Origin of the sequence: Bradyrhizobium sp. 62, assembly GCF_023073035.1 — a bacterium.
In the GTDB taxonomy this organism is placed as follows: Bacteria; Pseudomonadota; Alphaproteobacteria; order Rhizobiales; family Xanthobacteraceae; genus Bradyrhizobium.
The window spans coordinates 13,409-37,077 of sequence record NZ_JADPIT010000035.1; the positions used below are offsets into that span (position 1 = coordinate 13,409).

Below are 23,669 nucleotides of genomic sequence, written 5' to 3' on the forward strand. Positions count from 1 at the left end.
CTAGTCCGGCACCGGCACGTCGAACGTGTTCAGCGTGACCGACACCATGCAGTAAACGCCGACGAGATAGGATAGTTCGGCCGCACCGTGCTCGCCGAATTCCTTGACCGCGGCCCGATAAGTCAGTTCCGGCAGCACGCCGCCGCTGACCAATGCGGACGCCACGTCGTAGGCGACGGCCTCCTGCTTGGTGAGATCGACCGGCCGCTGTCCGGCGACGATGGTCGCGAGCTTCTCGTCGGAGAGGCCGCGCTGCTCGGCGACCAGCACATGCGCATAGAGCTCGTAGCCGGAGCGGAAATGCGAGCCGGTGACGAGGATCGCGACCTCACGCACTGGCGCCGGCAGCAGCGGGTTCGCGGCGATCGCCTTGACCAGCTCCCACACCGGCTTGCCGAAGCGCGGCTCACGGATCCATGGATTCCAGGGCCCGAGCAGCGCGCCATCGTCGCGCATGTTCACAAAGCCCTTGAAGTGATCCTTGATGCCCGCTCGCATGTCGTCATAGAGCGGCTTCTGTTCGGCACTCAGGTCTTTCGGGTCGAGAATGGGAAGGCGCACGGCAGGTCTCCTCGTTGAGAAGCCGCGAAACTCGCCCGCAGGCGCGCGCAAGGCAAGTGAAGTTGCCGTGACGGCCGTGCAATCTTGCAATGGCAGGGAGGCGCCAGCTATCAGGCCTCAGGATTTCGCAAGTTCTGCGGATTCGTTACGTCTTCGAACTCAAGCGCCAGTGGCTGCGCTGTATCGAGGAACGACGACAAGGCCGCCTCGAACGGCGCTGGATCGAGTCCGCGCGCTTTCAGCCAGGCGGGCTCATAATAGGTCTGCCGGTAGCGCTCGCCGGAATCGCAGATCAGCGTCACCAGCGATCCCGTCTGATTCGCCTTTCGCATGTCCGAGGCGAGCCGGCACAGGGCCAGGAAATTGGTGCCCGTCGAGCCCCCCACCGCGCGGCGCAGCCGGCGCGATAGCACGTTCATCGCCGCGATCGTCGCCGCATCCGGGATCTTCATCATCCGGTCGACCACGCCCGGCACGAAGGAGGGTTCGCAGCGCGGCCGGCCGACACCTTCGATCAGCGAGGGGCGGTCGCAGACATGGGAGCGGTCCTGCGAGCTGAAGCAGTCGAAGAAAGCGGAATGCTCGACATCGGCGACGCATAGCCGTGTCGGATATTGGCGATAGCGCAAATAGCGTCCGATGGTGGCCGAGGTGCCGCCGGTGCCCGCGCCCATCACGATCCAGTCTGGCAGTGGGCGCGGCTCGCCCTGCAATTGCGTGAAGATGGATTCGGCGATGTTGTTGTTGCCGCGCCAGTCGGTGGCGCGCTCCGCGAAGGTGAACTGGTCCATGTAGTGGCCGCCCAGCCGTGCGGCCAGCGCGCCGGCCTCCGCATACAGCGCGCGGCCGTCGTCGATCAGATGGCAGTTACCGCCGTAATGCTCGATCGCGGCGATCTTCTCCGCCGAGGTCGTGCGCGGCATCACGGCATAGAAGGACACGCCGATCATCTGCGCGAAATAGGCTTCCGACACTGCGGTCGATCCCGACGAGGCCTCGACGACAGGCGTGCCTTCGCGGATGTGGCCGTTGCAGAGCGCGTAAAGGAAGAGCGAGCGCGCGAGCCGGTGCTTCAGGCTACCGGTCGGATGCGTGGACTCATCTTTCAGATAGATGTCGATGCCAGCGAGCGCCGGCACGATCAACCGGATCAGATGCGTGTCGGCCGTGCGGCACTGGTCGGCCTCGATCGCGGCGACCGCCTCGTCCACCCAACCGCGCCGATAGGCCGGTCCGGCCGGATTGAGGTGGCGGAAGGGGAATGGCTGCATCACCTGAATCTCTCATGATGCGGATCGCGCATCAATAGCTTCCGCTCAAAACTCCAGCGGCGCGTTGTCGACGACTTCCTTCATCACGAAGAAGGTGCGGGTCTGGCGCACGCCGGGCAGCGCGATCAGCTGCTCGCCGTGGATGCGGTTGAAGTCCTCCATGTCGCCGACGCGGATCTTGAGGAAATAGTCGAAGTCGCCGGCGACGAGGTGACAGTCGAGCACGAATTTCAGCCTGGTGATCGCCTGCTCGAAGATCGCAAAGCTCTCCGGCGTCGAGCGGTCGAGCACGACCCCGACCATCACCAGCGTGCCCTTTGCCACCTTCTTCGGCGCGACCATGGCGCGGACGGCGGCGATGAAGCCGTGCTCGAACAGGCGCTGGGTGCGGCGATGGCAGGTGGCGGGACTGATGGCGACGGTTTCGGCCAGCTCGGCGTTGCTCAGCCGGCCGTTATTTTGCAGCAACCTCAACATCTTAAGGTCGATACGGTCAAGACGAGCGGACATGGAAGGATCTTCCGTACTTGGCACTCATTTCGAAAGGAATACCGCAGATTTAATCGATCGTCGCAAGATAACCCGCAATAGAGGCGAAATATATGAAAGCACCTTTAGGAAGAGCGATGCTACCATCTTTGGAGACATTAACGCCAATCGGGATGACCTGACGATGCTCGAAAAATTCGCGCGCTATCCGCTGACCTTTGGTCCGACGCCCATCGAAAAGCTGGAGCGGCTGTCAAAGCATCTCGGCGGCAACGTCGAGGTCTATGCCAAGCGCGAGGACTGCAATTCCGGGCTCGCTTATGGCGGCAACAAGCTGCGCAAGCTCGAATACATCATCCCCGACGCGATCGCCTCGAACGCCGACACGCTGGTCTCGATCGGCGGCGTGCAGTCCAACCACACCCGCATGATCGCGGCGGTCGCGGCCAAGATCGGCATGAAGTGCCGTCTGGTGCAGGAGGCCTGGGTGCCGCACGAGGACGCCGTCTATGACCGCGTCGGCAACATCATGCTGTCGCGCATCATGGGCGCCGACGTGCGCCTGGTCGACGATGGCTTCGACATCGGCATCCGCAAGAGCTGGGAGGAGGCCATCGAGGAGGTGAAGGCGGCGGGCGGCAAGCCCTATGCGATTCCCGCCGGCGCCTCCGTGCATAAGTTCGGCGGGCTCGGCTACGTCGGCTTCGCCGAGGAAGTGCGCAAGCAGGAAACCGAACTTGGCTTCAAGTTCGACTACATCGTGGTCTGCACCGTCACCGGCTCCACCCATGCCGGCATGCTGGTCGGCTTCGCCGCCGATGGCCGCGCGCGAAAGGTGATCGGCATCGACGCGTCCTTCACTCCGGCGCAGACCAAGGCGCAGGTGCTCTCGATCGCGCAGAACACGGCCAAGCTCGTCGAGCTCGGCCAGGATCTCGTCGCCGACGACGTCGTGCTGATCGAGGATTATGCTTATCCCGCCTATGGCGTGCCGTCGGAAGAGACCAAGGAGGCGATCCGCCTCACCGCGCGTCTCGAAGCCATGATCACCGATCCCGTCTACGAGGGCAAGTCGATGCAGGGCCTGATCGATCTCACGCAGAAGGGCTATTTCGAGAAGGGCGCGAAGATCCTCTACGCCCATCTTGGCGGCGCGCCGGCGCTGAACGGCTACGGGTATGCGTTCCGGAACGGCTGAGGTCGGTAGCCCGGATGGAGCGCAGCGCAATCCGGGGTACGAACCGAGCCCCTACCGCGTCCTGACAATCTGCAGCAGCTCGTCGCCGTAGTGCTCGAGCTTCTTGTCGCCGATGCCGGGCACATTGCGCAGCTCGTCCATCGTGGTCGGCCATGCGCGAACGATGCCGTCGATGGTGGCGTCGTGCAGCACCACGTAGGCCGGCACGCCACGTTCGCGGGCAATGTCGGAGCGCCAAGCTCTTAGCCGCGTGCGCAATTCAGGATCGACATCGCCCTGCGGCGCACCGGCCGCCGGCGCCAGATCACCGCGGCGGGACTTGGCGCGGCTCGAACGGATCCGGGTGCCGGGCGCTTCCTCGCGCAGCCACACTTCCGTTTCGCCCCGCAGCACGCCGCGCGACGAATCCGTCAGCTTCAGCGCGCCGAACGCTTCGCTGTCACTCAGCAAATGTCCCATCGCCACAAGCTGCCGCAGCACCATGCGCCACTGCTTCTCGTTGAGCTCGCGTCCGATGCCGAACACCGTCAGCTTGTCGTGGCCGAACTGCGTCACCTTCTCGGTCAGGCGTCCGATCAGCACGTCGATGAGGTGCATCGCGCCGAAACGCTGCCCGGTGCGATAGACGCAGGACAGAAGCTTTTGCGCCAGCACCTTGCCGTCGCGCATTTTCGGCGGCGTCAGGCAATTGTCGCAATTGCCGCAGCCCTCGCTCATCACGATCTCGCCGAAATAGGCGAGCAGCCGCCGACGCCGGCAGTGCGGCGTTTCGGCAAGGCCAACGAGCGCATCGAGCTTGCCGATCGAGACCCGCTTGAATTCCTCGGAGCCGCTCGACTCGTCGATCATGCGGCGCTGCTGCACGATGTCCGACAGACCGTAGGCCATCCAGGCCGCCGACGGCTTCCCGTCACGGCCGGCGCGCCCTGTCTCCTGGTAATAAGCCTCGATGCTCTTGGGCAGATCGAGATGCGCGACGAAGCGCACGTCGGGCTTGTCGATGCCCATGCCGAAGGCAATGGTCGCGACGATGACGATGCCGTCCTCGTTGAGGAAGCGGTCCTGGTTGCGCGAGCGCACGCTGCTATCGAGCCCGGCGTGATAGGGCAACGCCGCAATGCCGGCGTCGTCGAGCGCGGCGGCGACCTCCTCGACCCGTTTGCGGGACAGGCAATAGACGACGCCCGCATCGCCTGCGTGACGCTCCCGGATGAAATCCTTGAGCTGCGACACCGCGTTGCGCTTGTCGACGATCTCGTAACGGATGTTGGGACGATCGAAGCTGGAGACGAAGTGCGGACTGTCTGCAAGCTGAAGCCGCTCGACGATTTCCTTGCGGGTCAACTCGTCGGCGGTCGCGGTCAGCGCGATGCGCGGAACGTCGGGAAAACGCTCGGCGATGATGGACAGGCCGACATATTCGGGGCGGAAATCATGGCCCCATTGCGAGACGCAATGCGCCTCGTCGATCGCGAACAGCGCCACCTTCGCCCGCGCCAGCAGCGCCAGGCAGCGCGGCGTCACCAGCCGTTCCGGCGCGACATAGAGCAGGTCGAGATCACCCGCGATCAGGCGCCGCTCGATGTCGGAGGCTTCCTGCGGGGTCAGCGACGAGTTCAGCGCGGCGGCGTTGACGCCTGCTTCGAGCATGGCGGCGACCTGATCGCGCATCAGCGCAATCAAGGGCGACACCACGACACCGCAGCCATCGCGCAGCAGCGCCGGCAATTGATAGCACAGTGACTTGCCGCCGCCGGTCGGCATCAACACCAGGCAATTGCCGCCGTCGGTGACATGCCGGATGATCTCGCCCTGCGCGCCGCGGAACCCAGGCAGGCCGAACACCGAACGCAGCACCGACAGCGCATCGCGGCCCTGGGCCGGCGCAGGCAGCGGAGCGGTGGAAGGAGAGGACATGGGCATGTCGGGGTGAGGCCGTGAGATTCGTCACAAGGCCAGTCGCATGACCGCGCAGGCGTGGCAAGACTGTTTGCGGAGCGAGACGCCGCCTTCCCCCACCCTTTGTGGGAAGAAAACTTTCTTACGCCCCGATCCTTCGCAGCGCTTCCGCGACCGTCACGATCGGCATGTCGCGCTTCCCGGCCGCTTGCAGCGCATGGCGCATCAGGTCCGGCGTGCAACCATATGGGCTCGGCGCGTCGGCGACGTCATGACCGTAGAAGATCAGCCATCCGCCGCTCGAGACCGCCTCGTCGAAATAGCGATCGACACCCGTCGTATTGATCTCGCGATCGACCAGAGGCGAGGCGCGCAGGAACTGGAGGTCGATGACGTCGCGATTGACGCCGGGAAGGATGCCGCGCGCCGAGCGGAAGGTCTTGGCGAGCTGCGGCTTGCGCCACACCGACGCGATGCCATAGGGGTAAGCGAAATTTTCCAGCGTGATCGAGGAATCGATGCCGCGAAAATGGCTGCGGTTTCGCTCGATCTCGCGGGCCATGGCGGCCTCGTCGAGATTGACCGCACTCAGGTGCGAGAAAGTATGGCAGGCAATCTCGTGTCCGGCCCGGTGAAGCCGCACGATCGCGTCGTTCGACAGGCCGTGCCAATGGTCCGAGGGACGATCGACCAGGCTGCCCGCGAGATAGTAGGTACCGCGGCCGCCATGCTGCTCCAGAAGTCTGGCGCCCTCGCCTGCGGCGCTATCGGGGGCATCGTCGAAGGTGAAGCTCACCATGGGCGCACGCGCGGGCAGCCGGTGCGGCGCGGCGCGGAAATGCCGGGCCAGCCGATTGCTCACGCGTCCCTGGAGTGCCGACCACACGACTCGCATTTCCTGTCTGCCCCGCCCTCACTGAAGCATTCGTGCGCTGCTCGAGGCAAGCTTCACACTTCGTTAGTCCTAACGTCGTCCCCGTCGTCCCGATCTAACGCGCAAGCACTGACGCGTCGGTCCCCGCGCCGAGATATTGCAGCCAGTTCCGGAACAATGCCGCCGCGGCGCTGCCCGCGGCGATATCGGCACGCAAAGTCAGCGCTGGCAGTTCGTTGCTGAGCGCGGGGTGGCGCTGATGCCTTGCCTGTTTCTCGAAGCGGACCAGCTTCTCTTCCGTCGATGCGTCAAAATAGCTCACCGGCAAATGCGGATAATTGTCGCGCTCACGCGCAAGATAACGACCGATGTCGCGCAGATATTCACGCTGAAGCGACAGCGCGTCGTATTCCGGATGGCCCTGGAAGAACAAGAAGCGGCTGGCATATTGCCGGACGAAAATGTCGACGCCGGCCTTTGCCGAACGCGTCAGCACCTGGTAGCCCGCCTGCGCGAGGTCGCTCTCGGCGATCTCGTTGAGACGCGAATGCGAGACCTTGAGCGGCGCAGGCGCGGCCCGCGTCAGCAGATCGCTGGTCGCGGCCTCGCAGTCGAAAATACCATGACATTTGGCCGCGAGCGGCCGCCGTTCGATGCGGTCGAGATGCAACACCGCGGCATGCGCAGCGAGGCACGACCAGATCGTCGAGCGCGTGTTGACCTTGGCCCAGTCGATCAGCTCGGTGAGATCGCGCCAGTACGGTTCCTGATCGAGCTCGGGCGCAACCGGCTCGGCGCCGGTCACGATCAGGCCGTCGAACTTGTGGCGCCTGAGCTCGGTGACGTCCGAATATTCGCTCTCGACATGCCATCTCGCTTCAGGCGAGCGATTGACCGAGGGCAGCGAGAAGCAGTGAAAGCGGATGCGGCGCGGACCTGCCGCGGCTTGCAGCAGCTTCATGAACTGCCGCTCGGTCGCTTTCAGCGCCGGATCCGGCATGTTGTTGATCAACCCGATGGTGAGCTCGGTGCCGCCGGGCTCGCGCGCCAGATCGCCCGCTCCCGGCACCAGCGCCGGGCTCGATATGGCTTGATCCCTGTCGATCAGGATCGTCATCGGCGCGGCCGCCTACTCCGCGGCCTGGAGGCGCGCGGACGGGCAGGCCTTTTCCAATGCCTGGTCGAGGTCCTCGATGATGTCCTGGCAATGCTCGATACCGATCGACAAGCGGATCGTTTCCGGCAGCACGCCGGCGACCCGCTGCTGCACCGCCGACATCTGCCGGTGCGTGGTCGAGGCAGGATGGCAGGCCAGCGACTTGGCATCGCCGATATTGACGAGGCGCGTGATCAGCTTCAGCGCATCGTAGAACGACTTGCCGGCTTCCATCCCGCCCTTGATGCCGAAGGTGAACAGCGACGAGGCGTTGCCGTCGAGATATTTCTGCACCAGCGGGTAATAGGGGCTATCCGGGAAACCGGTGTAATTGACCCAGGCCACGCGCGGATCCTTGCGCAGGTATTCGGCGACCTTGCGGGCGTTCTCGCAGTGGCGCTCCATGCGCAGCGCGACGGTTTCGATGCCCTGGAGCAGCAGGAAGGCGTTGAACGGCGACAGCACCGAACCCATGGTGCGCTGATAGATGCTGCGCGCGCGCTCGATATAGGCCGTCTTGCCGAAGCGCTCGGCGTAGACGAGGCCGTGATAGGAGGCATCCGGCTTGTTGTAGCCCGGGAAGCGATCGGCGTGCTTGGCCCAGGGGAAATTTCCGGAGTCGACGATGGCGCCGCCGAGCGTGGTGCCGTGACCGCCCAGAAACTTGGTCAGCGAATGCACGGCGATGTCGGCGCCGTAATCGAACGGCTTGAGCAGGATTGGGGTTGCAACGGTATTGTCGACGATCAGCGGCACGCCATGCGCGTGGGCGACCTTCGCCAGCGCTTCGATGTCGCAGACATTGCCGGCGGGATTGCCGATGGTTTCGGCGAACACGGCGCGGGTGTTCTCGTCGATCAGCTTTTCGACCGCCTCGGGCTTGTCGCTCTCGGCGAAGCGACCGGTGATGCCCTGCCGCGGCAGGATGTGCGAGAGCAGCGTATGCGTGGTGCCGTAGAGCTGCGGCACGGAAACGATGTTGCCGCCGTGATCGGCGACATTGACGAAGGCGAAATGCAGCGCAGCCTGTCCGGTCGCGACCGCAAGCGCGCCGACGCCGCCCTCGAGCTCGGCGATACGCTTCTCCAGCACCGCGCTGGTCGGATTGGCGATGCGGCTGTAGCGATAGCCTTCGGTCTCGAGATTGAAGAGCGCCGCGCCGTGATCGGCGCTGTCGAAGGCGTAGGCCGCGGTCTGATAGATCGGCACGGCAACCGCGTGCGTGGTGGCTTCGGGCTCGTAGCCGGCGTGAATAGCGATCGTCTCGTTGCGCATCGTGCCACCTCCGCGTGGAGCGGGCCGCACTTATTGGCCTGTATGAGGCATGTGCGTTGTCCGCCGTCCCTCTGTTAGAGGCGGGTGGTAAAGCGGACAATAATTCGTCTAGAGATCGAGGAAGTAACCCTAACGGTTGTTGGGGAATTGGCTAAAATTCGAGTTAAATTGGATTAATGAAGTTTTGCGGTTGGCGGCAGCGACCACGCTGCACTCCCTTCTCCCCTTGTGGGAGAAGGTGGCGCGAAGCGCCGGATGAGGGGTTTCTATCCATACGACCAAGCTTGCGTTAGCGGAGAGAGACCCCTCACCCGTCTCGCCGCTGCGCGGCGAGCCACCCTCTCCCACAAGGGGAGAGGGAAACACCCTCCGCGCCCTATCAGTCCATCTGTTCCCAGAGTCGATGGGCGAGCACGCCGGCGCGCTTCTCGATCGCGGCCGCCGCATCGAGCGCGAGGTCCTCACGATAGCGCCCGGCGATGAGCTGCACGCCGATCGGCTTGCCATCGTGCACCGCCACCGGCACCACGGCGCCAGGCAAGCCCAGCACGTTGATCGCGGAGATGAAGCGGATTTCGCCCCAGAAGATCTCGCGCACGCGCTCAGCGCTGACAGTGTCCTCGCGCGGGCCCGGAATCGGCTTCACCGTGGTCGGTGCCAGCACCACCGGATATTCCTCGAAGAACACTTGCCAGGCACGGATATGGCCGTTGCGCGCGGCGGTCGCCTGCATCCAGGCCTTGAGGTCGAGCAAATTGGCCTTGGCTTTCATGCCGCCCCAAGCCTTGTGGAAGTCTTCGGACGTCACCTTCAGCATGCCGGCCTCCTGCATCACCATCGTCTCGTTGGTGATGATGTCGCACCAAGTCTGCCAGACGCCGTCGATGTCGGGCACATCGACTTCGCTGACCCGATAGCCGGAACGCTCCAGATGATCGGCGGCCTGGCGCAGCGCCGCCGCGACGTGCGGATCGACGTCCATGTCTTCGGGAATCCTGGCCAGCGCGACCTTGATCGGCCCCTTCGGCTTCGGCCCCACCAGCGGCGCCGGCACCCACCAGGGATCGCGCGGATCGCGCTGGCTCATCACCTCCAGCGCGAGCCTGACGTCGGCGACGTGGCGGGCGAGCGGCCCCTGCGCCGACATCAGATGCGCCAGCATCGGCCGCTCGGCCGTTGCGCTCGCGTTGAACGCGGGAATACGCCCTTGCGTCGGCTTGATGGTCGCAACGCCGTTGCAATGCGCCGGCCAGCGCAGCGAGCCGCCGATGTCGTTGCCGTGCGCGATGGTGCCGATGCCGGCGGCGACGGCCGACCCCGCACCGCCCGAGGAGCCACCGCAGGTGATATCCGGATCCCAGGGATTGAGCGTCAGCCCGTGCAAGGGGTTGTCGGTGAAGCCGCGGAAGGAGAATTCCGGCGTGTTGGTGAGGCCGAGGACGATCGCGCCGGCCTTCTTCAGGTTGCGCACCACGGGCGAGTCCGACGGCGCGATGAGGTCCTTGTTGGCGGGAACGCCATTAAAATTCGGACGGCCTTCGTAGTCGACATTCTCTTTGATCGTGATCGGTACGCCATGCAGAAGGCCGAGCTCGCCGCCCTTCGCGCGCCGCTTGTCGGCCGCATGGGCCGCAGCCAGCGCCTCTTCAGAGAGATCGACGACAACGGCGTTCAGCCTCGGGTTGACCGCACGCATCCGGTCGAGATGCGCCTCCACGGTCTCGACTGCGGAGATGGCGCCGGAGCGGATTGCGGCTGCGGTCTCGACCGCCGACCATTGCCAGGCCGGGCCCTTGGGGCGGCGCGGTGCGGACGATTTTCGCGCGGCGGCCTTCTTGACCGGCTTGGTTGCAGCCTTCGCGACCTTGCCCTTGCGAACGGCGTTTCTCTTGCCGGAGGTCTGCGCTGCTTTCTTCGCAGCAGTTTTCTTCCTGGTCACCGTCTTCTTCGCCACGTCGCATCCCCTCAAATTGCGCCGCGGAAGTTATGGAGGTTCCATGACCGTGTACAGGCGCGTTTCTGCATCGCGACTAGCTTTCGACGCGGCTATTTGGACAGCGACAAACTAGAGCATCTGCCTGCAGCCGCATCGCCATGGCGGCAGCGACCACCGATGGAAGGGTGTCGCGGACGGGCGCGAGGGACGGGAGGTATAGATTGGCCGGACGGGGCTGATGGCGGAGAGAGTGGGATTCGAACCCACGGTACGGTTTCCCGCACACACGCTTTCCAAGCGTGCGCCTTAAGCCACTCGGCCATCTCTCCGGAGCGCACTCTCTTGAAGGGGCGCCGATGATTTTGCAAGGGATGGCGGGGAAATCGCGTGATTTTTCCCTAAGGTGTTGTATTTAATGGACAATACCAGGCGCCATCACACCGCTCGGAACCGCCCGCGGGCTGAACCGGCGGCGGGTTTGGCGCGACGATTCACTCGAGACCGCCAAACACGTCCGGGGGCCCCATGACCATCCGCAACACCATCGCCGCGCTGAGCCTGATTTCGGCCCTTGCCGCCGCCTTCGCCATGCCGGCCGCCGCACAGGTCTGCACCCGGCAAGGGGTTGATGTCAGCTGTGACGACGGACGGCGCGGGATGCTTTCGGGCGATGCCATCCTCTGGCCGGACGGCACCCGCTCGAGCGCGACGCCGCATCAAAGCGTCATCATCGGCAACAAGAGCTCGGTGCATGTCGGGCCCGGCGTGTTCGTCGGCCAGGGCAAGGGCATGGTGCCGCTCGACGATCCGAACGCGCCGAACAAGCGGCAGTGCGCGATTCTGGAAGGCGTGTCGTATTGCTATTGAGGCTCTCTCGTCTTCGGCCCTGCCCTCCCCGTAAGGAACGGGGAGAAGGAGACTAGATCAACCGCACGCCTGATATCGCCGACTTGAGCCAGCGCAGCGCTTGCGGCGGCTGGTTGGCGAGCGGCGCGACCGCGGCCTTCTCCGTCCGGCACTTCTCCAGCTCGGCGACAAAATCCGCTGACCATTGCTGGATCGTGTGGCCGCGCAGCTTCTTCATCATCGCATCCCAGCGCATCTTGCGCTCGGTGAGCGGCATCGCGGCCGCGACCGCGATCGCGCGCGCCATCCCGTCGATGTCGTGCGGATTGACCAGCAGCGCGGCGTCGAGTTCGTTGGCCGCGCCGGCGAATTTCGACAGCACCAGCACGCCGGGATCGGCCGGGTTTTGCGCGGCGACGTATTCCTTGGCGACAAGGTTCATGCCGTCGTGCAGCGGCGTCACCACACCGATCTGCGCGGTGCGATAGAGACCCGCGAGCACGGCTTGGCTAAAGCCCTTGTTGAGATAGCGGATCGGTGTCCAATCGGCCTCGCCGTGGCGCCCGTTGACGTCGGACACGAGCCGCGCGACCTCGTTCTGCAAATTGCCATAGGCTTCGATGGCACCGCGCGAGGGATTTGCGATCTGCAGCAGCGAGATGCTGCGCGCAAACTGCGGATGTTCGGTCCAGAGCCGATCGAACGCGCTGATGCGGTTGACGAGGCCCTTGGAATAGTCGAGCCGGTCGACGCCGATCGCGAGCCGCTCACCGTTGAGGCTGCGGCGCAGCCGCGACACATCCGGATGCGACGCCGATTTCGCTGCGTATTGCGCGAACTTCTCGGCATCGATGCCGATCGGGAAGACCTCGCAGCGCGTTCGGCCATGCTGCGAGGTCGCAACGCCGTCTTCGACGGCGAGGCCGAGTTCGCCCGCGACATAGCCGAGAAAATTCTGGCAATCGTCATGGGTCTGGAAGCCGATCAGATCGTAGGCCAACATCGCCGTGATCAGCTCGCGATGATTGGGTACGCCTTGCATCACCGCCGCGACCGGCCACGGCGTATGGAGGAAGAAGCCGATCGGGTCGTCGACGCCGAGGTCGCGCAGCTCCGCGCCGAGCGCGAGGAAATGGTAATCTTGCACCCAGAACGCGGTTTGTGCTTTCCGGAAACGCATCAAGGCGCGCGCCATGAAGGCGTTGACCTCGCGATAGCTGACATAGTCGTCACGCGAAACGCGGATCAGATCGCTGCGCGAGTGTAGCGCTGGCCACAGCGCCGAATTGGCAAAGCCTTCGTAATAGCCGCCATAGTGCGCCGCCGGCAGATCCAGCGTCGCGATCGCGCCCGAACCCAGTGCTTCGATCTCGGCGAACGGCTCCTTTTGATGACCGTCACGCACACGGCCCGAGGAACCCACCCAGATCGCACCCGAATGTTCCACGACAGGTAATAACGCCGCCGCGAGACCGCCCGTCATGGGCTCGTTGGGCTTGCCGCGCGCGACGCGATTCGAAACGACGACTAAGTTCACAGGTCGTCCCCTCCTGTTTCATTCCACCCCATTTAACTGCCGTTCATCAATATGGTTCCTGATCATCCTTTGCACCAATTGAAACCAAAATCGGGCGCGCGCGTTGGAACCGGTTTACCTCAAGGCAACCCGACGTTTTCGCTACACAAAGTCGGCTTTGGAACCGTGGCACGCGCAGCATGAAGCGGGCGCGCTGGAGGAATTAAGCGCGCGATATGTGGCTCCGAGATGTCCGTGCCTTATTCCAACCTTGAGTCGTCGAGCAGCCGCGCGAGGAACGCGCGCACGTCGTTCGGCGCGTCGAAGTGCCCGTTGACACCCATGGCGCGGCGGCCGACCGAGAAGGCGAGCCCGTTCATGTCGGGCATGATCGCGAACACGGTCTCGTCGGTGACGTCGTCGCCGATGAAGATCGGACGGCGCCCCTTGAAAGGCTCGTGCTTCATCAACTCGCGCACGCCGGTCGCCTTGGTGAAACCGGAATGCTTGATCTCGCAAACGAACTTGCCGGGCAGCACCTCGATCGGCGCGTTGGGCAGGTCGGCGCGGATCAGCGAAACGGATTCATAGATCGCCTTCTCCGCATGCGGCGCAAGGCGGTAATGCAGCGCCAGCGAATAGCCCTTGTCTTCGAGCAGAATGCCGGGACTGAGCTTGGCAACCGCCGCGAGCCGCCGCTTCAACTCCTTGTCCAGCGGCGGCGCACTGATGGCATCGGCTTCATTGTCAAGGGAAAGCCGCATTTCCGCGCCGTCGCCGGCCACGGCGCGAAAGACATCGGGCGCGAAGATCAGGTCGATGTCGTTGAGCGAACGGCCGCTGACCATCGCCAGCGCGCCCGACGTGCGCTCCGTCAACCGGTTCAGTGTTTCCGACAGGCCTGGCGGCACCCACACCTCGCGCGGCGTCGGCATCAGGTCGAGCAGCGTACCGTCGATGTCGAGCAGGATCGCTGTTTCATTGAGATGCGGTACGAGTGCGTGAGGCACCGGCACCGCATCGGGCGCTTCATCGTCGACCATGGCGCGCTTTTGATCCAATTCAGCCAGTTCCGATTTCATAGTCTACTCCATGGAAGCCAGCGGCCGCGCGATTTCTTCGAGCGATTTGCGCTCCGCCGAGACGGCATAGCGCCACGCCACGATCGCGGCTGCGATCATCAGGAATGCCCCCAGCAAATAGCCTGCGAACACGCTCGTGCGTGATCCCGTGTCGATCAGCGCCCCGAACAACGCGGGGCCGATCACGCCGCCGATGCCGGTGCCGACCGCATAGAATACGGCGATCGCCAGCGCGCGGACTTCCAAGGGAAACGTCTCGCTGACGGTGAGATAGGCGGCGCTCGCGGCGGGCGAGGCAAAGAAGAAGATCACCATCCAGGCGATGGTCTGCCCCTGCGCGCTCAAGGCGCCGATCGAGAACAGATAACCCGACAGCGCGAGCAACAGGCCAGACGTCCCATAGGTGAACATGATCATGGTCCGGCGGCCGAGCGTATCGAACAGGCGACCGAGCAGCAGCGGACCGAGGAAATTGCCGGCGGCGAAGGGGAGCAGATACCAGCCGACATGATCGGCGCTGATGCCGTAAAAATCTGTCAACACCAGCGCAAAGGTGAAGAAGATGGCGTTGTAGAAGAAAGCCTGCGCGATCATCAGCACGAGGCCGACCATCGCCCGCTGGCGGTAGACCGAGAACAGCGTGTGCACGACCTCGCGGATCGGCGTGTGACTCCGCATTTTCAGGCGGATCTTGGCGAAGCGCCCGTCGCTCGTATCCTGGTCGTGTCCGAGCACCGAGCGCTCGATCACGTCGACGATGGCGTGGGCCTGGTCGGGACGGCCGTGGATCATCAGCCAGCGCGGACTCTCCGGAATCCACATCCGCATCAAGAGCACGACGAGGCCGATGGCCGCGCCGATGAGATAAGCGAGGCGCCAGCCGAGATCGGGGCCGATCACCGCGGGATCGAGCAGCACGATGGCCGCGACAGCGCCCATGGCCGCACCGATCCAGAAGCTGCCGTTGATGACGAGATCGGTCCAGCCGCGATAGCGCGCCGGCACCAGTTCCTGGATGGTGGAATTGATCGCGGTGTATTCGCCGCCGATGCCGGCACCGGTGAGGAAGCGAAACAGCGCGTAGCTCGCGACATTCCATGACAGAGCGGTCGCGGCCGTTGCCGAGAGATAGAGCGCGAGCGTGATGAAGAACAGCTTCTTGCGGCCGATGCGGTCGGTGAGCCAGCCAAAACCGAGCGCGCCGAGCACAGCACCCGCGAGATAGGCGGAATTGGCAACGCCGAGATCGAGATTGGAGAAATGCAGGGTGGGACTCTGCTTCAGCGCGCCGGAGAGCGCGCCGGCGAGCGTCACCTCGAGGCCATCCAGAATCCAGGTGATGCCGAGCGCGAGCACGACGCGGGTGTGAAAGCCGCTCCACGGCAGCGCGTCAAGTCGTGCGGGAATGCTGGTTTCGATAATGCGATCAGCCGCGGCCGCCGTGGAGACCACAGGTCCATCGTTCGGCGCTGGGCTTCGCTGCAATTCCATCGCGTTGTTGCATCTGACCAATGGACATGGCCCCGGTTCACATGGCGTGAACGGGGGCGATCCGATCAAGGGGGTGCGGCATTCCGCCTGCCACCTGCCACAACGTCTGTGGCGAGGGCAGGTTCCCCGTGGAACGACCGTTCGCGCCGCTGGTTTTCGCTGGAGCCGCAAGGAGTTGACGCATGGCTCATGTCAGAAAGACGACACATTCTCGCAAAACAGCGGCGCGCAAGAGCACCAAACGCGCCGCACCGAAGCGCTGGTCGCAGCGCGTGACGAAGGAGAGCGACGCGCTCGACCTCAAACAAGGCGTGTTCAAGCTGACCAGCGCGAAGAAGATCGCGACCTCGTTGAAGCGCTCGGCCGAGCACAGCGCGCGCCGCAAGACCGGCGCCTACCGCTCGGCCCTGTCGATGCTGACGTTCTACATCAACCGCGCCGGCAAGACGCTGCCGCAGACGCAGCGCACGCGGCTGGAGCGGGCAAAGGTGGAGCTGAAGCGGGCATTCGGGAGGGAGTGAGTGCCACGTCGTCCTGGACAAGCGCAGCGCCGATCCAGGACCTATTACCCCAGGGAGCAATTTGGCGATGACTCGGAGTGAGCAGTTCGCCCGATAACTGCTGCTTGGGCTAAGGGTCCTGACTTTCGCCAGGACGACATTGGCGCGGATGCCCCTACGCCGCCCGGATATTGCCCATGAAGCGGTCGAGCTCGGCACGCAGGCGGGTGCTTTCGGACGACAGTGTCTTGGCCGAGTGCAGCACCTCTTCCGAGGCCGAGCCGGTTTCGGCGGCGCCGCGGTTGACCTGGCCGATGTCGGTGGCGGCGGTCTGAGTGCCCTGCGCGACGGTCTGGACGCTGCGCGCGATTTCCTGCGTCGCTGCGCCTTGCTGCTCCACTGCGCTCGCAATCGATGTCGAGATCGACGAGATCTGGCCGATGGTCGCGCCGATCTCCTTGATCGCCGCAACCGACTCGGCGGTGGCGCCTTGCATGCCCGTGATGTGCGAGGAGATCTCGTCGGTGGCCTTCGCGGTCTGGCTCGCGAGCGACTTCACTTCGCTGGCGACAACTGCAAAGCCGCGGCCGGCTTCGCCGGCGCGCGCCGCCTCGATGGTCGCGTTGAGCGCCAGAAGATTGGTCTGCTCGGCGATTGCCGTGATGAGCTTGACCACTTCGCCGATCTGCTGGGCGGCATGCGAGAGCTTGCCGATGCGGTTATCGGTCTCCTTTGCCTGCACCACGGCGGCTTCGGCAATGCGGCTGGAATCGCGGACCTGACGGCCGATCTCCTCGACCGAGGCCGAGAGCTCTTCCGTCGCGGTCGCGACCGACTGCATGTTGCTGGAGGCCTGCTCGGAGACGTCGGCGACCTGGCTCGACAGGCTCTGCGTGGTCTCGGCAGTGCGGGTCAGCGTCGAGGCCGCCGATTCCAGCTGCACGGCAGAAGCCGAGACGTTGGAGACGATGGCACCGACCGCGCTCTCGAAATCGTCGGCGAAACGAATCAGCTCGGAACGGCGAGCAGCGCTCGCTTCCTTGTTCTGGGCCTCGTTGGCGGCGGCGTCGCGCTCGGCCTTGGCCACGGCCTGCACCTTGAATTCCTCGACCGCGCCGGCCATCTCGCCGATCTCGTCCTTGCGGCCCAGGCCCGGCAGCACGACGTCGAAATTGCCCGAAGCAAGCTCGCGCATCGCCTTGCACATCGCGATCATCGGACGCGAAATGCCGGTGCCGAGCAGGAAAGCGAGGATCGCGCCGAGCAGCGTGCCGCCGACGGCCAGCATCAGCACCAGTTGCTCGGTCTTCCCGATGGTCGCTTCCGATTCGGACTCCAGCCGCTGCTGTTCGGCAACGAGGTCCGCCTTCATGGTGGTAGCACCCTGAAGGATCGCGCCGGCCGAACCGCTCATCTCGGTGACGAGATCGTCGATCATCTTGGCGTTGGCGATCAGTTTTTCCAGCGATTCCCGATAGGCGCCGAGCAATCCCCTGGCATCCTTCAGGCCGGCGACGATCTTGTCGTCCATCGAATAGACTGCGTTGAGCGAGTTCTCGACGAATTTCAGCCGCGCCAGCGCGCTGGTAGCAATCGTCTGGTCGGACGTCAGCACGAAATTGGTCGCCGCCGCATTCGCGGTCTGGAATTGGGCGTTGACCTGCTTGGTTCCGAACTCGATCGCCTGCGCCTCGGAATCGGAGGCATTGTTGCCGATGTCGTCGAGCTTGTATTTCAGGAGGTTGGCGTTGCGCGTGAGCTGGTTCTGCACCAGCAGCGTGCTGTCACGCTTGGCCTGGAGGACTTTTGCGAAGGTCGCGGAGAAGTTGGAAAACTCCTTGGAGAGCTTGCCCAGACTTTCCTGCCGCGCCGGCTTCTTGGCGCTCTTGACCGCCTGGTCGATGGCGCCCTTCAGGCCGGTCTCCGCGTCCAGCGCCGTCTTGGCGTCGTCCTCCTTGCCGGTGACGACGAAATATTTGACGGCCGAGCGATAGGCGAGCAGCTCCCGGTCGATATTACGGGCGAGATCGGCCTCGGTGACGCTGCTGCGGTAGGACCCGACCCCGGACGAGACCCGCTCGAAGCCAAAATAGGAGAAAGCCATGCTGCCGGCGGAGATCACCAGCACCGCGGCAAAGCCCAGAATGATCTTGGCGCGGAACCTGAGGGTCGGCATTATTGTGCGCTTCGACGACGACGCGATACGCCCGGACATTCCCACCCCCATTTTCATTCAGCCGAGATCCGGTGGCGCCCCGCCCCCTGACCTGGCTGCGCAAAACTAAGGCAGAATCGATAAGGGGCGGTAAATTCGGTGGGCCCGCAGAGTTCAGGCTCTATCAGCCCAGCGAACTGAAAAGGCGAACCGCGCAAGGATATAGAGGCTGGCATCCCAGCTGCGCCCCGGCGCCGCACCCGATCTGGCCGACTCGCCCCCCCCAACCAATGTTGGGCATTCTGGATCAATGACTTTTCCATGACGCGGGCGACCAAAATCGTAGTTGCAAAGTTCCGGGTCGCTGTCTCTAATTAGAAACAATCAAAATCGACCCCGGGAGGACTTCAACCGTGTCTACAGTCAAACTGACGGTGAACGGCAAGGCTGTTGCCGTTGACGTCGAGGACCGCACGCTGCTGGTTCAGCTGCTGCGCGACCACCTCAACCTCACCGGAACCCATGTCGGCTGCGACACCAGCCAGTGCGGCGCCTGCGTCGTCCATATGGACGGCAAGGCGGTCAAATCCTGCACCATGCTGGCGGGACAGGCCGACGGCGCCAGCATCACCACGATCGAAGGCATCGCGAAGGGCGACGAGCTGCACCCCATGCAGGCGGCCTTCCGCGACAATCACGGCCTGCAGTGCGGCTATTGCACGCCGGGCATGATCATGTCGGCGATCGATATCGTGCACCGCTATGGCGGCCAGCTCGACGAGGCCACCGTCCGCCACGAGCTCGAAGGCAATATCTGCCGCTGCACCGGCTACCACAACATCGTCAAAGCCGTGCTGGACGCGGCAGGCCGCATGAAGGTCTCGCAGGCGGCCGAGTAAGCGGCCCGCCTCGAAATAAGAACGATCGCCGCCGCTTTCGAGGGAAAGCGCGGTCAAGACAAAATTCCGGTCGGGAGGACCAGACATGGGTGTTGAAGGCATTGGCGCGAGCGTCGTGCGCAAGGAAGACAAGCGTTTCATTACCGGCAAGGGCCGCTACGTCGACGACATCAAATTGCAGGGCATGACCCATGCCCATTTCATCCGCAGCCCGCACGCGCATGCCAAGGTGAAGGGAATCGATTCCTCCGCCGCTCTGAAGATGCCGGGCGTGGTCGCGGTGCTGACTGGACAAGAGATCGTCGACGACAAGGTCGGCAACCTCATCTGTGGCTGGGCCATCACCTCCAAGGACGGCAGCCCGATGAAGATGGGCGCATGGCCGGCGATGGCGCCGGAGACGGTGCGCTTCGTCGGTCAGGCCGTCGCGGTCGTGATCGCCGAGACCAAAAATCTCGCACGCGACGCGGCCGAAGCCGTGGTCGTGAACTACGAAGAGCTGCCTGCGGTCGCCGACGTCCACGCCGCGATCAAGTCCGGCGCGCCGCAGCTGCATCCCGAAGCTCCCGGCAACCAGGTCTATGACTGGGTGATCGGCGACGAGGGCGCCACCGATGCTGCCTTCGCCAAGGCCGCCAACGTGGTGAAGCTCGACGTCACCAACAACCGCCTCGCGCCGAACGCAATGGAGCCGCGCGCCGCGATCGCCGATTACGATTCGGCGGAAGAGCACTTCACGCTCTACACGACGTCGCAGAATCCGCACGTCGCCCGCCTCGTGCTGTCGGCGTTCTACAACATCGCCCCCGAGCACAAGCTGCGCGTGATCGCACCCGATGTCGGCGGCGGCTTCGGCTCGAAGATCTTCATCTATCCCGAAGAGATGGTGGCGCTGTGGGCCTCGAAGAAAGTCGGCCGTCCCGTGAAATGGACCGGCGACCGCACCGAAGCCTTCCTCACCGATGCGCATGGCCGCGACCACGTCACCCATGCCGAGATGGCGTTCGACGCCAACAACAAGATCACCGGATTGAAGGTGAAGACCTTCGCCAATTTCGGCGCCTACATGTCGCTGTTCTCGTCCTCGGTGCCGACCTATCTCTACGCGACGCTGCTGTCGGGCCAGTACAACATCCCGGCGATTCATGCCGAGGTAGTCGGGGTCTACACCAACACCACGCCAGTCGACGCCTATCGCGGCGCCGGCCGCCCCGAGGCGAGCTATCTGATCGAACGTCTGATGGAGACGGCGGCGCGGCAGTTGAAGGTCGATCCGGCCGCGCTGCGCCGGACCAACTTCATCACCCAGTTCCCGCACCAGACGCCGGTGATCATGGCTTATGATACCGGCGATTTTAACGCCTCGCTCGACGCCGCGATGAAGGCGATCGACTATGCCGGCTTTGCCGGGCGCAAAGCCAAGGCGAAGGCCGACGGCAAGCTGCGCGGCATTGGCGTGTCCTGCTACATCGAGGCCTGCGGCATCGCGCCGTCGAAGGCCGTCGGCAGCCTGGGCGCCGGCGTCGGTCTTTGGGAATCCGCCGAAGTCCGCGTCAACCCGGTCGGCACCATCGAGGTCCTGACGGGATCACACAGCCACGGCCAGGGTCACGAGACCACGTTCTGCCAGCTCGTTGCGGAGCGCCTCGGCGTTCCCATCAGCCAGGTCTCGATCGTCCACGGCGACACCGACAAGGTGCAGTTCGGCATGGGCACCTACGGCTCGCGCTCCGCGGCCGTCGGCCTCACCGCGATCCTGAAGGCGATGGAGAAGATGGAATCCAAAGCCAAGAAAATCGCCGCGCATGCGCTGGAAGCCTCGGAAGGCGACATCGTCATCGAGAACGGCGAGTTCAAGGTGGCCGGCACTGACAAGGCGATCGCCTTCCCGATGGTCGCGCTCGCAGCCTACACCGCGCACAATCTGCCTGACGGGATGGAGCCGGGCCTGAAGGAGAGCGCCTTCTACGACCCGACCAACTTCACCTTCCCGGCCGGCACATACATCTGCGAGCTCGAGGTCGATCCCGGCACGGGCAAGACCTCCTTCGTCAACTTCGTCGCGGCCGACGATTTCGGCCGGCTGATCAACCCGATGATCGTCGAAGGCCAGGTCCATGGCGGTCTTGTGCAAGGCATCGGACAAGCGTTGCTCGAGCACGCGATCTACGACGCCAACGGGCAGCCGGTCACGGCCTCGTTCATGGACTACGCCATGCCGCGCGCCGACGACGTTCCCTCGTTCAACCTCTCCCACACCACGACGCTGTGCCCGGGCAATCCCTTGGGCATCAAGGGTTGCGGCGAGGCCGGCGCGATCGGGGCGTCAGCGGCCGTGATCAATGCGATCACGGATGCGATCGGCAAGAACAATCTGGAAATGCCCGCAACCCCTGACAGGGTGTGGCGCACGATCCACGCGGCTTAAGGGAGGAACGAAGATGTACCAGACCGTTTATCATCGCGCGTCCTCGGTTGACGAAGCCGTCGCCCTGTTTTCCAAGAGCAGCGAAGCAAAGTTCCTCGCCGGCGGCCAGACGCTGCTGCCGGTGATGAAGCAACGCCTCGCCAGCCCGACCGACGTCATCGACCTCGGCAAGATCAAGGAGTTGCAGGGCGTCGAGCTATCGGGCGACGTGCTGACCATCAAGGCCGGCACGACCTATTTCGACATCATGCAGAATGCCGATGTGAAGAAGGCGATCCCCGCAATCGCCTATCTCACCTCGGTGCTCGGCGACCCCGCCGTGCGCTATCGCGGCACGATCGGCGGCTCGATCGCCAACAACGATCCCGCGGCGGATTTTCCCGCCGCGCTGCTCGCGCTCGGCGCCACCGTGAAGACCAACAAGCGGTCGATCACGGCGGATGACTTCTTCCAGGGCATGTTCACGACGGCGCTGGAGGACGGCGAGCTTATCACCGCCGTGTCGTTCCCGGTTCCGGCGAAGGCAGGCTACGAAAAGATGCGCCACCCTGCGTCTCGCTTCGCGCTGACCGGCGTGTTCGTCGCGCAGACGAAGTCGGGCGAGATTCGGGTGGCCGCCACCGGCGCCTCGCAAAGCGGCGTGATGCGGGTCGCGGCCATCGAAACGGCGCTGAAGGCGAATTGGTCACCGTCGGCGATCGACGGCGTGAGCATCTCGGCGAGCAATCTGCTGGCCGACATCCACGGCACGGCGGAGTACCGCGCCAACCTCATCAAGGTGATGGCGCAGCGCGCGGTGGCTGCCGCACGCTGATGATCGCGCTTTAGCGCCTCAACACAAATCTTCCGCGGCGCGCACTTCGGTGCGCGCCGTTTTATTTGGCCGTGCGGATGAAAATCGCTTGCCTCGCTGGCGTGAAGGCGAGAAAAGTTAATCAGCCAATTAACTCGCCCGCAGAGGAATGTCCGAGGCGATTGCCGAACAATCGGCATCTGCCCGCGACCCGAGGAAACAACGACGTGCTCGACAAATCAGCCCCCACCTCCTCCGTTCGCACCTCCGGCCCGCTCGCAGGTTTCCGCATCGTCGAATTCGCCGGCATTGGACCCGGCCCGTTCGCCTGCATGTTGCTGGCCGACATGGGCGCCGAAGTCGTCACGCTCGATCGTGTCGGCGCCAGGAAGAGCATGAAGTCCGTCGCAGGCCGCGGCCGCAAGGTGGTCGAGCTCGACCTCAAGGACAAGACGGCGATCGCGGAGGTGCTGGATCTGCTTGCGAATGCCGACGCGCTGGTCGAGGGTTTCCGTCCCGGCGTCATGGAGCGGCTCGGCCTCGGGCCTGACGTCGTGCTCGCGCGCAATCCAAAGCTGGTTTACGGCCGCATGACTGGCTGGGGCCAGCAAGGCCCGCTCGCCAATGCCGCCGGCCACGACATCAACTACATCTCCATCACCGGCGCGCTCGCCGCGATCGGCACGAAGGAGGCGCCGGTGCCGCCGCTCAATTTGGTCGGCGATTTCGGCGGCGGCGCGCTCTACCTCGTCGTCGGCGTGCTTGCAGCGCTCTTGGAGGCCTCGCGGTCAGGCAAGGGCCAGGTCGTCGATGCCGCGATGTGCGACGGCGCGGCATCGCTGATGTCGTTCTTCTTCGACATGACCACGCTCGGCCGCTGGACCGAAGGCCGCAACGAGAACTTCCTCGACGGCGGCGCACATTTCTACGGCGTCTACGAATGCGCCTGCGGCCATTTCGTCTCGATCGGCTCGATCGAGCCGCAATTCTACGCGCTGCTGCGCGAGCACGCCGGCCTGACCGACGCCGATTTCGACGCGCAGATGGACCGCAAGGCCTGGCCCGGGCTGAAGGAAAAACTGAAGACGGTGTTCAAGAGCAAGACGCGCGAGGACTGGTGCAAGATCATGGAAGGCACCGACATCTGCTTTGCGCCGGTGCTGACCATGTCGGAAGCGACCGAGCATCCGCATATGGTCGCCCGACAGGTGTTCGTCGAGCGCCATGGCGTCAAGCAGCCGGCGCCGGCGCCGCGCTTTTCACGGACGCCATCGGCGGTGCGCGAGCCGGAAGGGGCGGA

19 protein-coding genes and 1 tRNA gene are annotated in these 23,669 nt (G+C 64.3%); 7 read left to right on the top strand and 13 right to left on the bottom strand.

The annotated features are described in order from the left end of the window. From IVB47_RS34270 to IVB47_RS34280, 3 genes are all read right to left on the bottom strand, one after another. On the bottom strand, positions 1-561 hold the full coding sequence (locus IVB47_RS34270) for a carboxymuconolactone decarboxylase family protein (protein WP_027568030.1): 561 nt from the start codon (positions 559-561) through the stop codon (positions 1-3). A gap of 110 nt (positions 562-671) precedes the next feature. Further along, positions 672-1,832, bottom strand: coding sequence for a PLP-dependent cysteine synthase family protein (locus IVB47_RS34275; protein WP_247468365.1), 1,161 nt, complete (start codon positions 1,830-1,832; stop codon positions 672-674). A 45-nt stretch (positions 1,833-1,877) separates the two neighbouring features. Beyond that, entirely contained in the window at positions 1,878-2,342 is a 465-nt protein-coding gene (locus IVB47_RS34280) for an Lrp/AsnC ligand binding domain-containing protein (protein WP_007599137.1), read from the bottom strand. Between the two features lie 163 nt (positions 2,343-2,505). Here IVB47_RS34280 and IVB47_RS34285 point away from each other — a divergent pair, with 163 nt between their 5' ends. After that, positions 2,506-3,519 (top strand): 1-aminocyclopropane-1-carboxylate deaminase, encoded by a 1,014-nt coding sequence (locus tag IVB47_RS34285; RefSeq protein ID WP_247363114.1) that lies wholly within the window; start codon positions 2,506-2,508, stop codon positions 3,517-3,519. 51 nt (positions 3,520-3,570) lie between these two features. On the opposite strand, the gene recQ is transcribed toward IVB47_RS34285, so the two are convergent. From recQ to IVB47_RS34315, 6 genes are all read right to left on the bottom strand, one after another. Continuing rightward, a complete protein-coding gene (recQ, locus tag IVB47_RS34290; protein WP_247468256.1) occupies positions 3,571-5,436 on the bottom strand; it encodes a DNA helicase RecQ in 1,866 nt (621 codons plus the stop codon). A 124-nt stretch (positions 5,437-5,560) separates the two neighbouring features. After that, a complete protein-coding gene (locus IVB47_RS34295) occupies positions 5,561-6,304 on the bottom strand; it encodes a polysaccharide deacetylase family protein (protein WP_346730831.1) in 744 nt (247 codons plus the stop codon). A 103-nt stretch (positions 6,305-6,407) separates the two neighbouring features. Next, entirely contained in the window at positions 6,408-7,409 is a 1,002-nt protein-coding gene (locus IVB47_RS34300; protein ID WP_027568035.1) for a homoserine O-succinyltransferase, read from the bottom strand. Positions 7,410-7,421: 12 nt separating this feature from the next. After that, positions 7,422-8,723 (bottom strand): O-acetylhomoserine aminocarboxypropyltransferase/cysteine synthase family protein, encoded by a 1,302-nt coding sequence (locus IVB47_RS34305; protein WP_247468262.1) that lies wholly within the window; start codon positions 8,721-8,723, stop codon positions 7,422-7,424. Between the two features lie 379 nt (positions 8,724-9,102). Then, positions 9,103-10,677 carry an amidase family protein gene (locus tag IVB47_RS34310; protein WP_247468265.1) on the bottom strand — a complete coding sequence of 525 codons (1,575 nt, stop codon included), beginning with the start codon at positions 10,675-10,677 and terminating at the stop codon, positions 9,103-9,105. Positions 10,678-10,898: 221 nt separating this feature from the next. After that, positions 10,899-10,988, bottom strand: a tRNA-Ser gene (locus IVB47_RS34315). Positions 10,989-11,184: 196 nt separating this feature from the next. Here IVB47_RS34315 and IVB47_RS34320 point away from each other — a divergent pair. Then, a complete protein-coding gene (locus IVB47_RS34320) occupies positions 11,185-11,526 on the top strand; it encodes a hypothetical protein (protein WP_247468268.1) in 342 nt (113 codons plus the stop codon). A gap of 52 nt (positions 11,527-11,578) precedes the next feature. Here IVB47_RS34320 and IVB47_RS34325 read toward each other — a convergent pair whose 3' ends face one another. From IVB47_RS34325 to IVB47_RS34335, 3 genes are all read right to left on the bottom strand, one after another. After that, positions 11,579-13,042, bottom strand: coding sequence for a trehalose-6-phosphate synthase (locus IVB47_RS34325; RefSeq protein ID WP_247468271.1), 1,464 nt, complete (start codon positions 13,040-13,042; stop codon positions 11,579-11,581). Between the two features lie 239 nt (positions 13,043-13,281). Continuing rightward, on the bottom strand, positions 13,282-14,103 hold the full coding sequence (gene otsB / locus IVB47_RS34330; protein WP_247468273.1) for a trehalose-phosphatase: 822 nt from the start codon (positions 14,101-14,103) through the stop codon (positions 13,282-13,284). A gap of 3 nt (positions 14,104-14,106) precedes the next feature. Beyond that, positions 14,107-15,594, bottom strand: coding sequence for an MFS transporter (locus IVB47_RS34335; protein ID WP_247363142.1), 1,488 nt, complete (start codon positions 15,592-15,594; stop codon positions 14,107-14,109). Between the two features lie 182 nt (positions 15,595-15,776). On the opposite strand from IVB47_RS34335, the gene IVB47_RS34340 reads away from it, so the two are divergent. After that, positions 15,777-16,115, top strand: a complete 339-nt coding sequence (locus IVB47_RS34340) for a DUF3175 domain-containing protein (protein ID WP_027568042.1) — start codon at positions 15,777-15,779, stop codon at positions 16,113-16,115. Positions 16,116-16,269: 154 nt separating this feature from the next. Here the strand turns inward: IVB47_RS34340 and IVB47_RS34345 are convergent, their stop codons facing one another. Beyond that, positions 16,270-18,309 (bottom strand): HAMP domain-containing methyl-accepting chemotaxis protein, encoded by a 2,040-nt coding sequence (locus tag IVB47_RS34345; protein WP_247468276.1) that lies wholly within the window; start codon positions 18,307-18,309, stop codon positions 16,270-16,272. 353 nt (positions 18,310-18,662) lie between these two features. Between IVB47_RS34345 and IVB47_RS34350 the strand changes: the two genes are divergently transcribed. From IVB47_RS34350 to IVB47_RS34365, 4 genes are all read left to right on the top strand, one after another. Continuing rightward, a complete protein-coding gene (locus IVB47_RS34350) occupies positions 18,663-19,148 on the top strand; it encodes a (2Fe-2S)-binding protein (RefSeq protein WP_007599059.1) in 486 nt (161 codons plus the stop codon). Between the two features lie 85 nt (positions 19,149-19,233). Then, positions 19,234-21,576: a xanthine dehydrogenase family protein molybdopterin-binding subunit gene (locus tag IVB47_RS34355; RefSeq protein ID WP_247363144.1), complete on the top strand. Its 2,343-nt coding sequence runs from the start codon at positions 19,234-19,236 to the stop codon at positions 21,574-21,576. A 13-nt stretch (positions 21,577-21,589) separates the two neighbouring features. Next, positions 21,590-22,390, top strand: coding sequence for a xanthine dehydrogenase family protein subunit M (locus IVB47_RS34360; RefSeq protein WP_247363145.1), 801 nt, complete (start codon positions 21,590-21,592; stop codon positions 22,388-22,390). Between the two features lie 206 nt (positions 22,391-22,596). Beyond that, positions 22,597-23,669: CaiB/BaiF CoA-transferase family protein (locus IVB47_RS34365; protein ID WP_247468280.1), on the top strand; the 1,073-nt coding region annotated here is incomplete at its 3' end.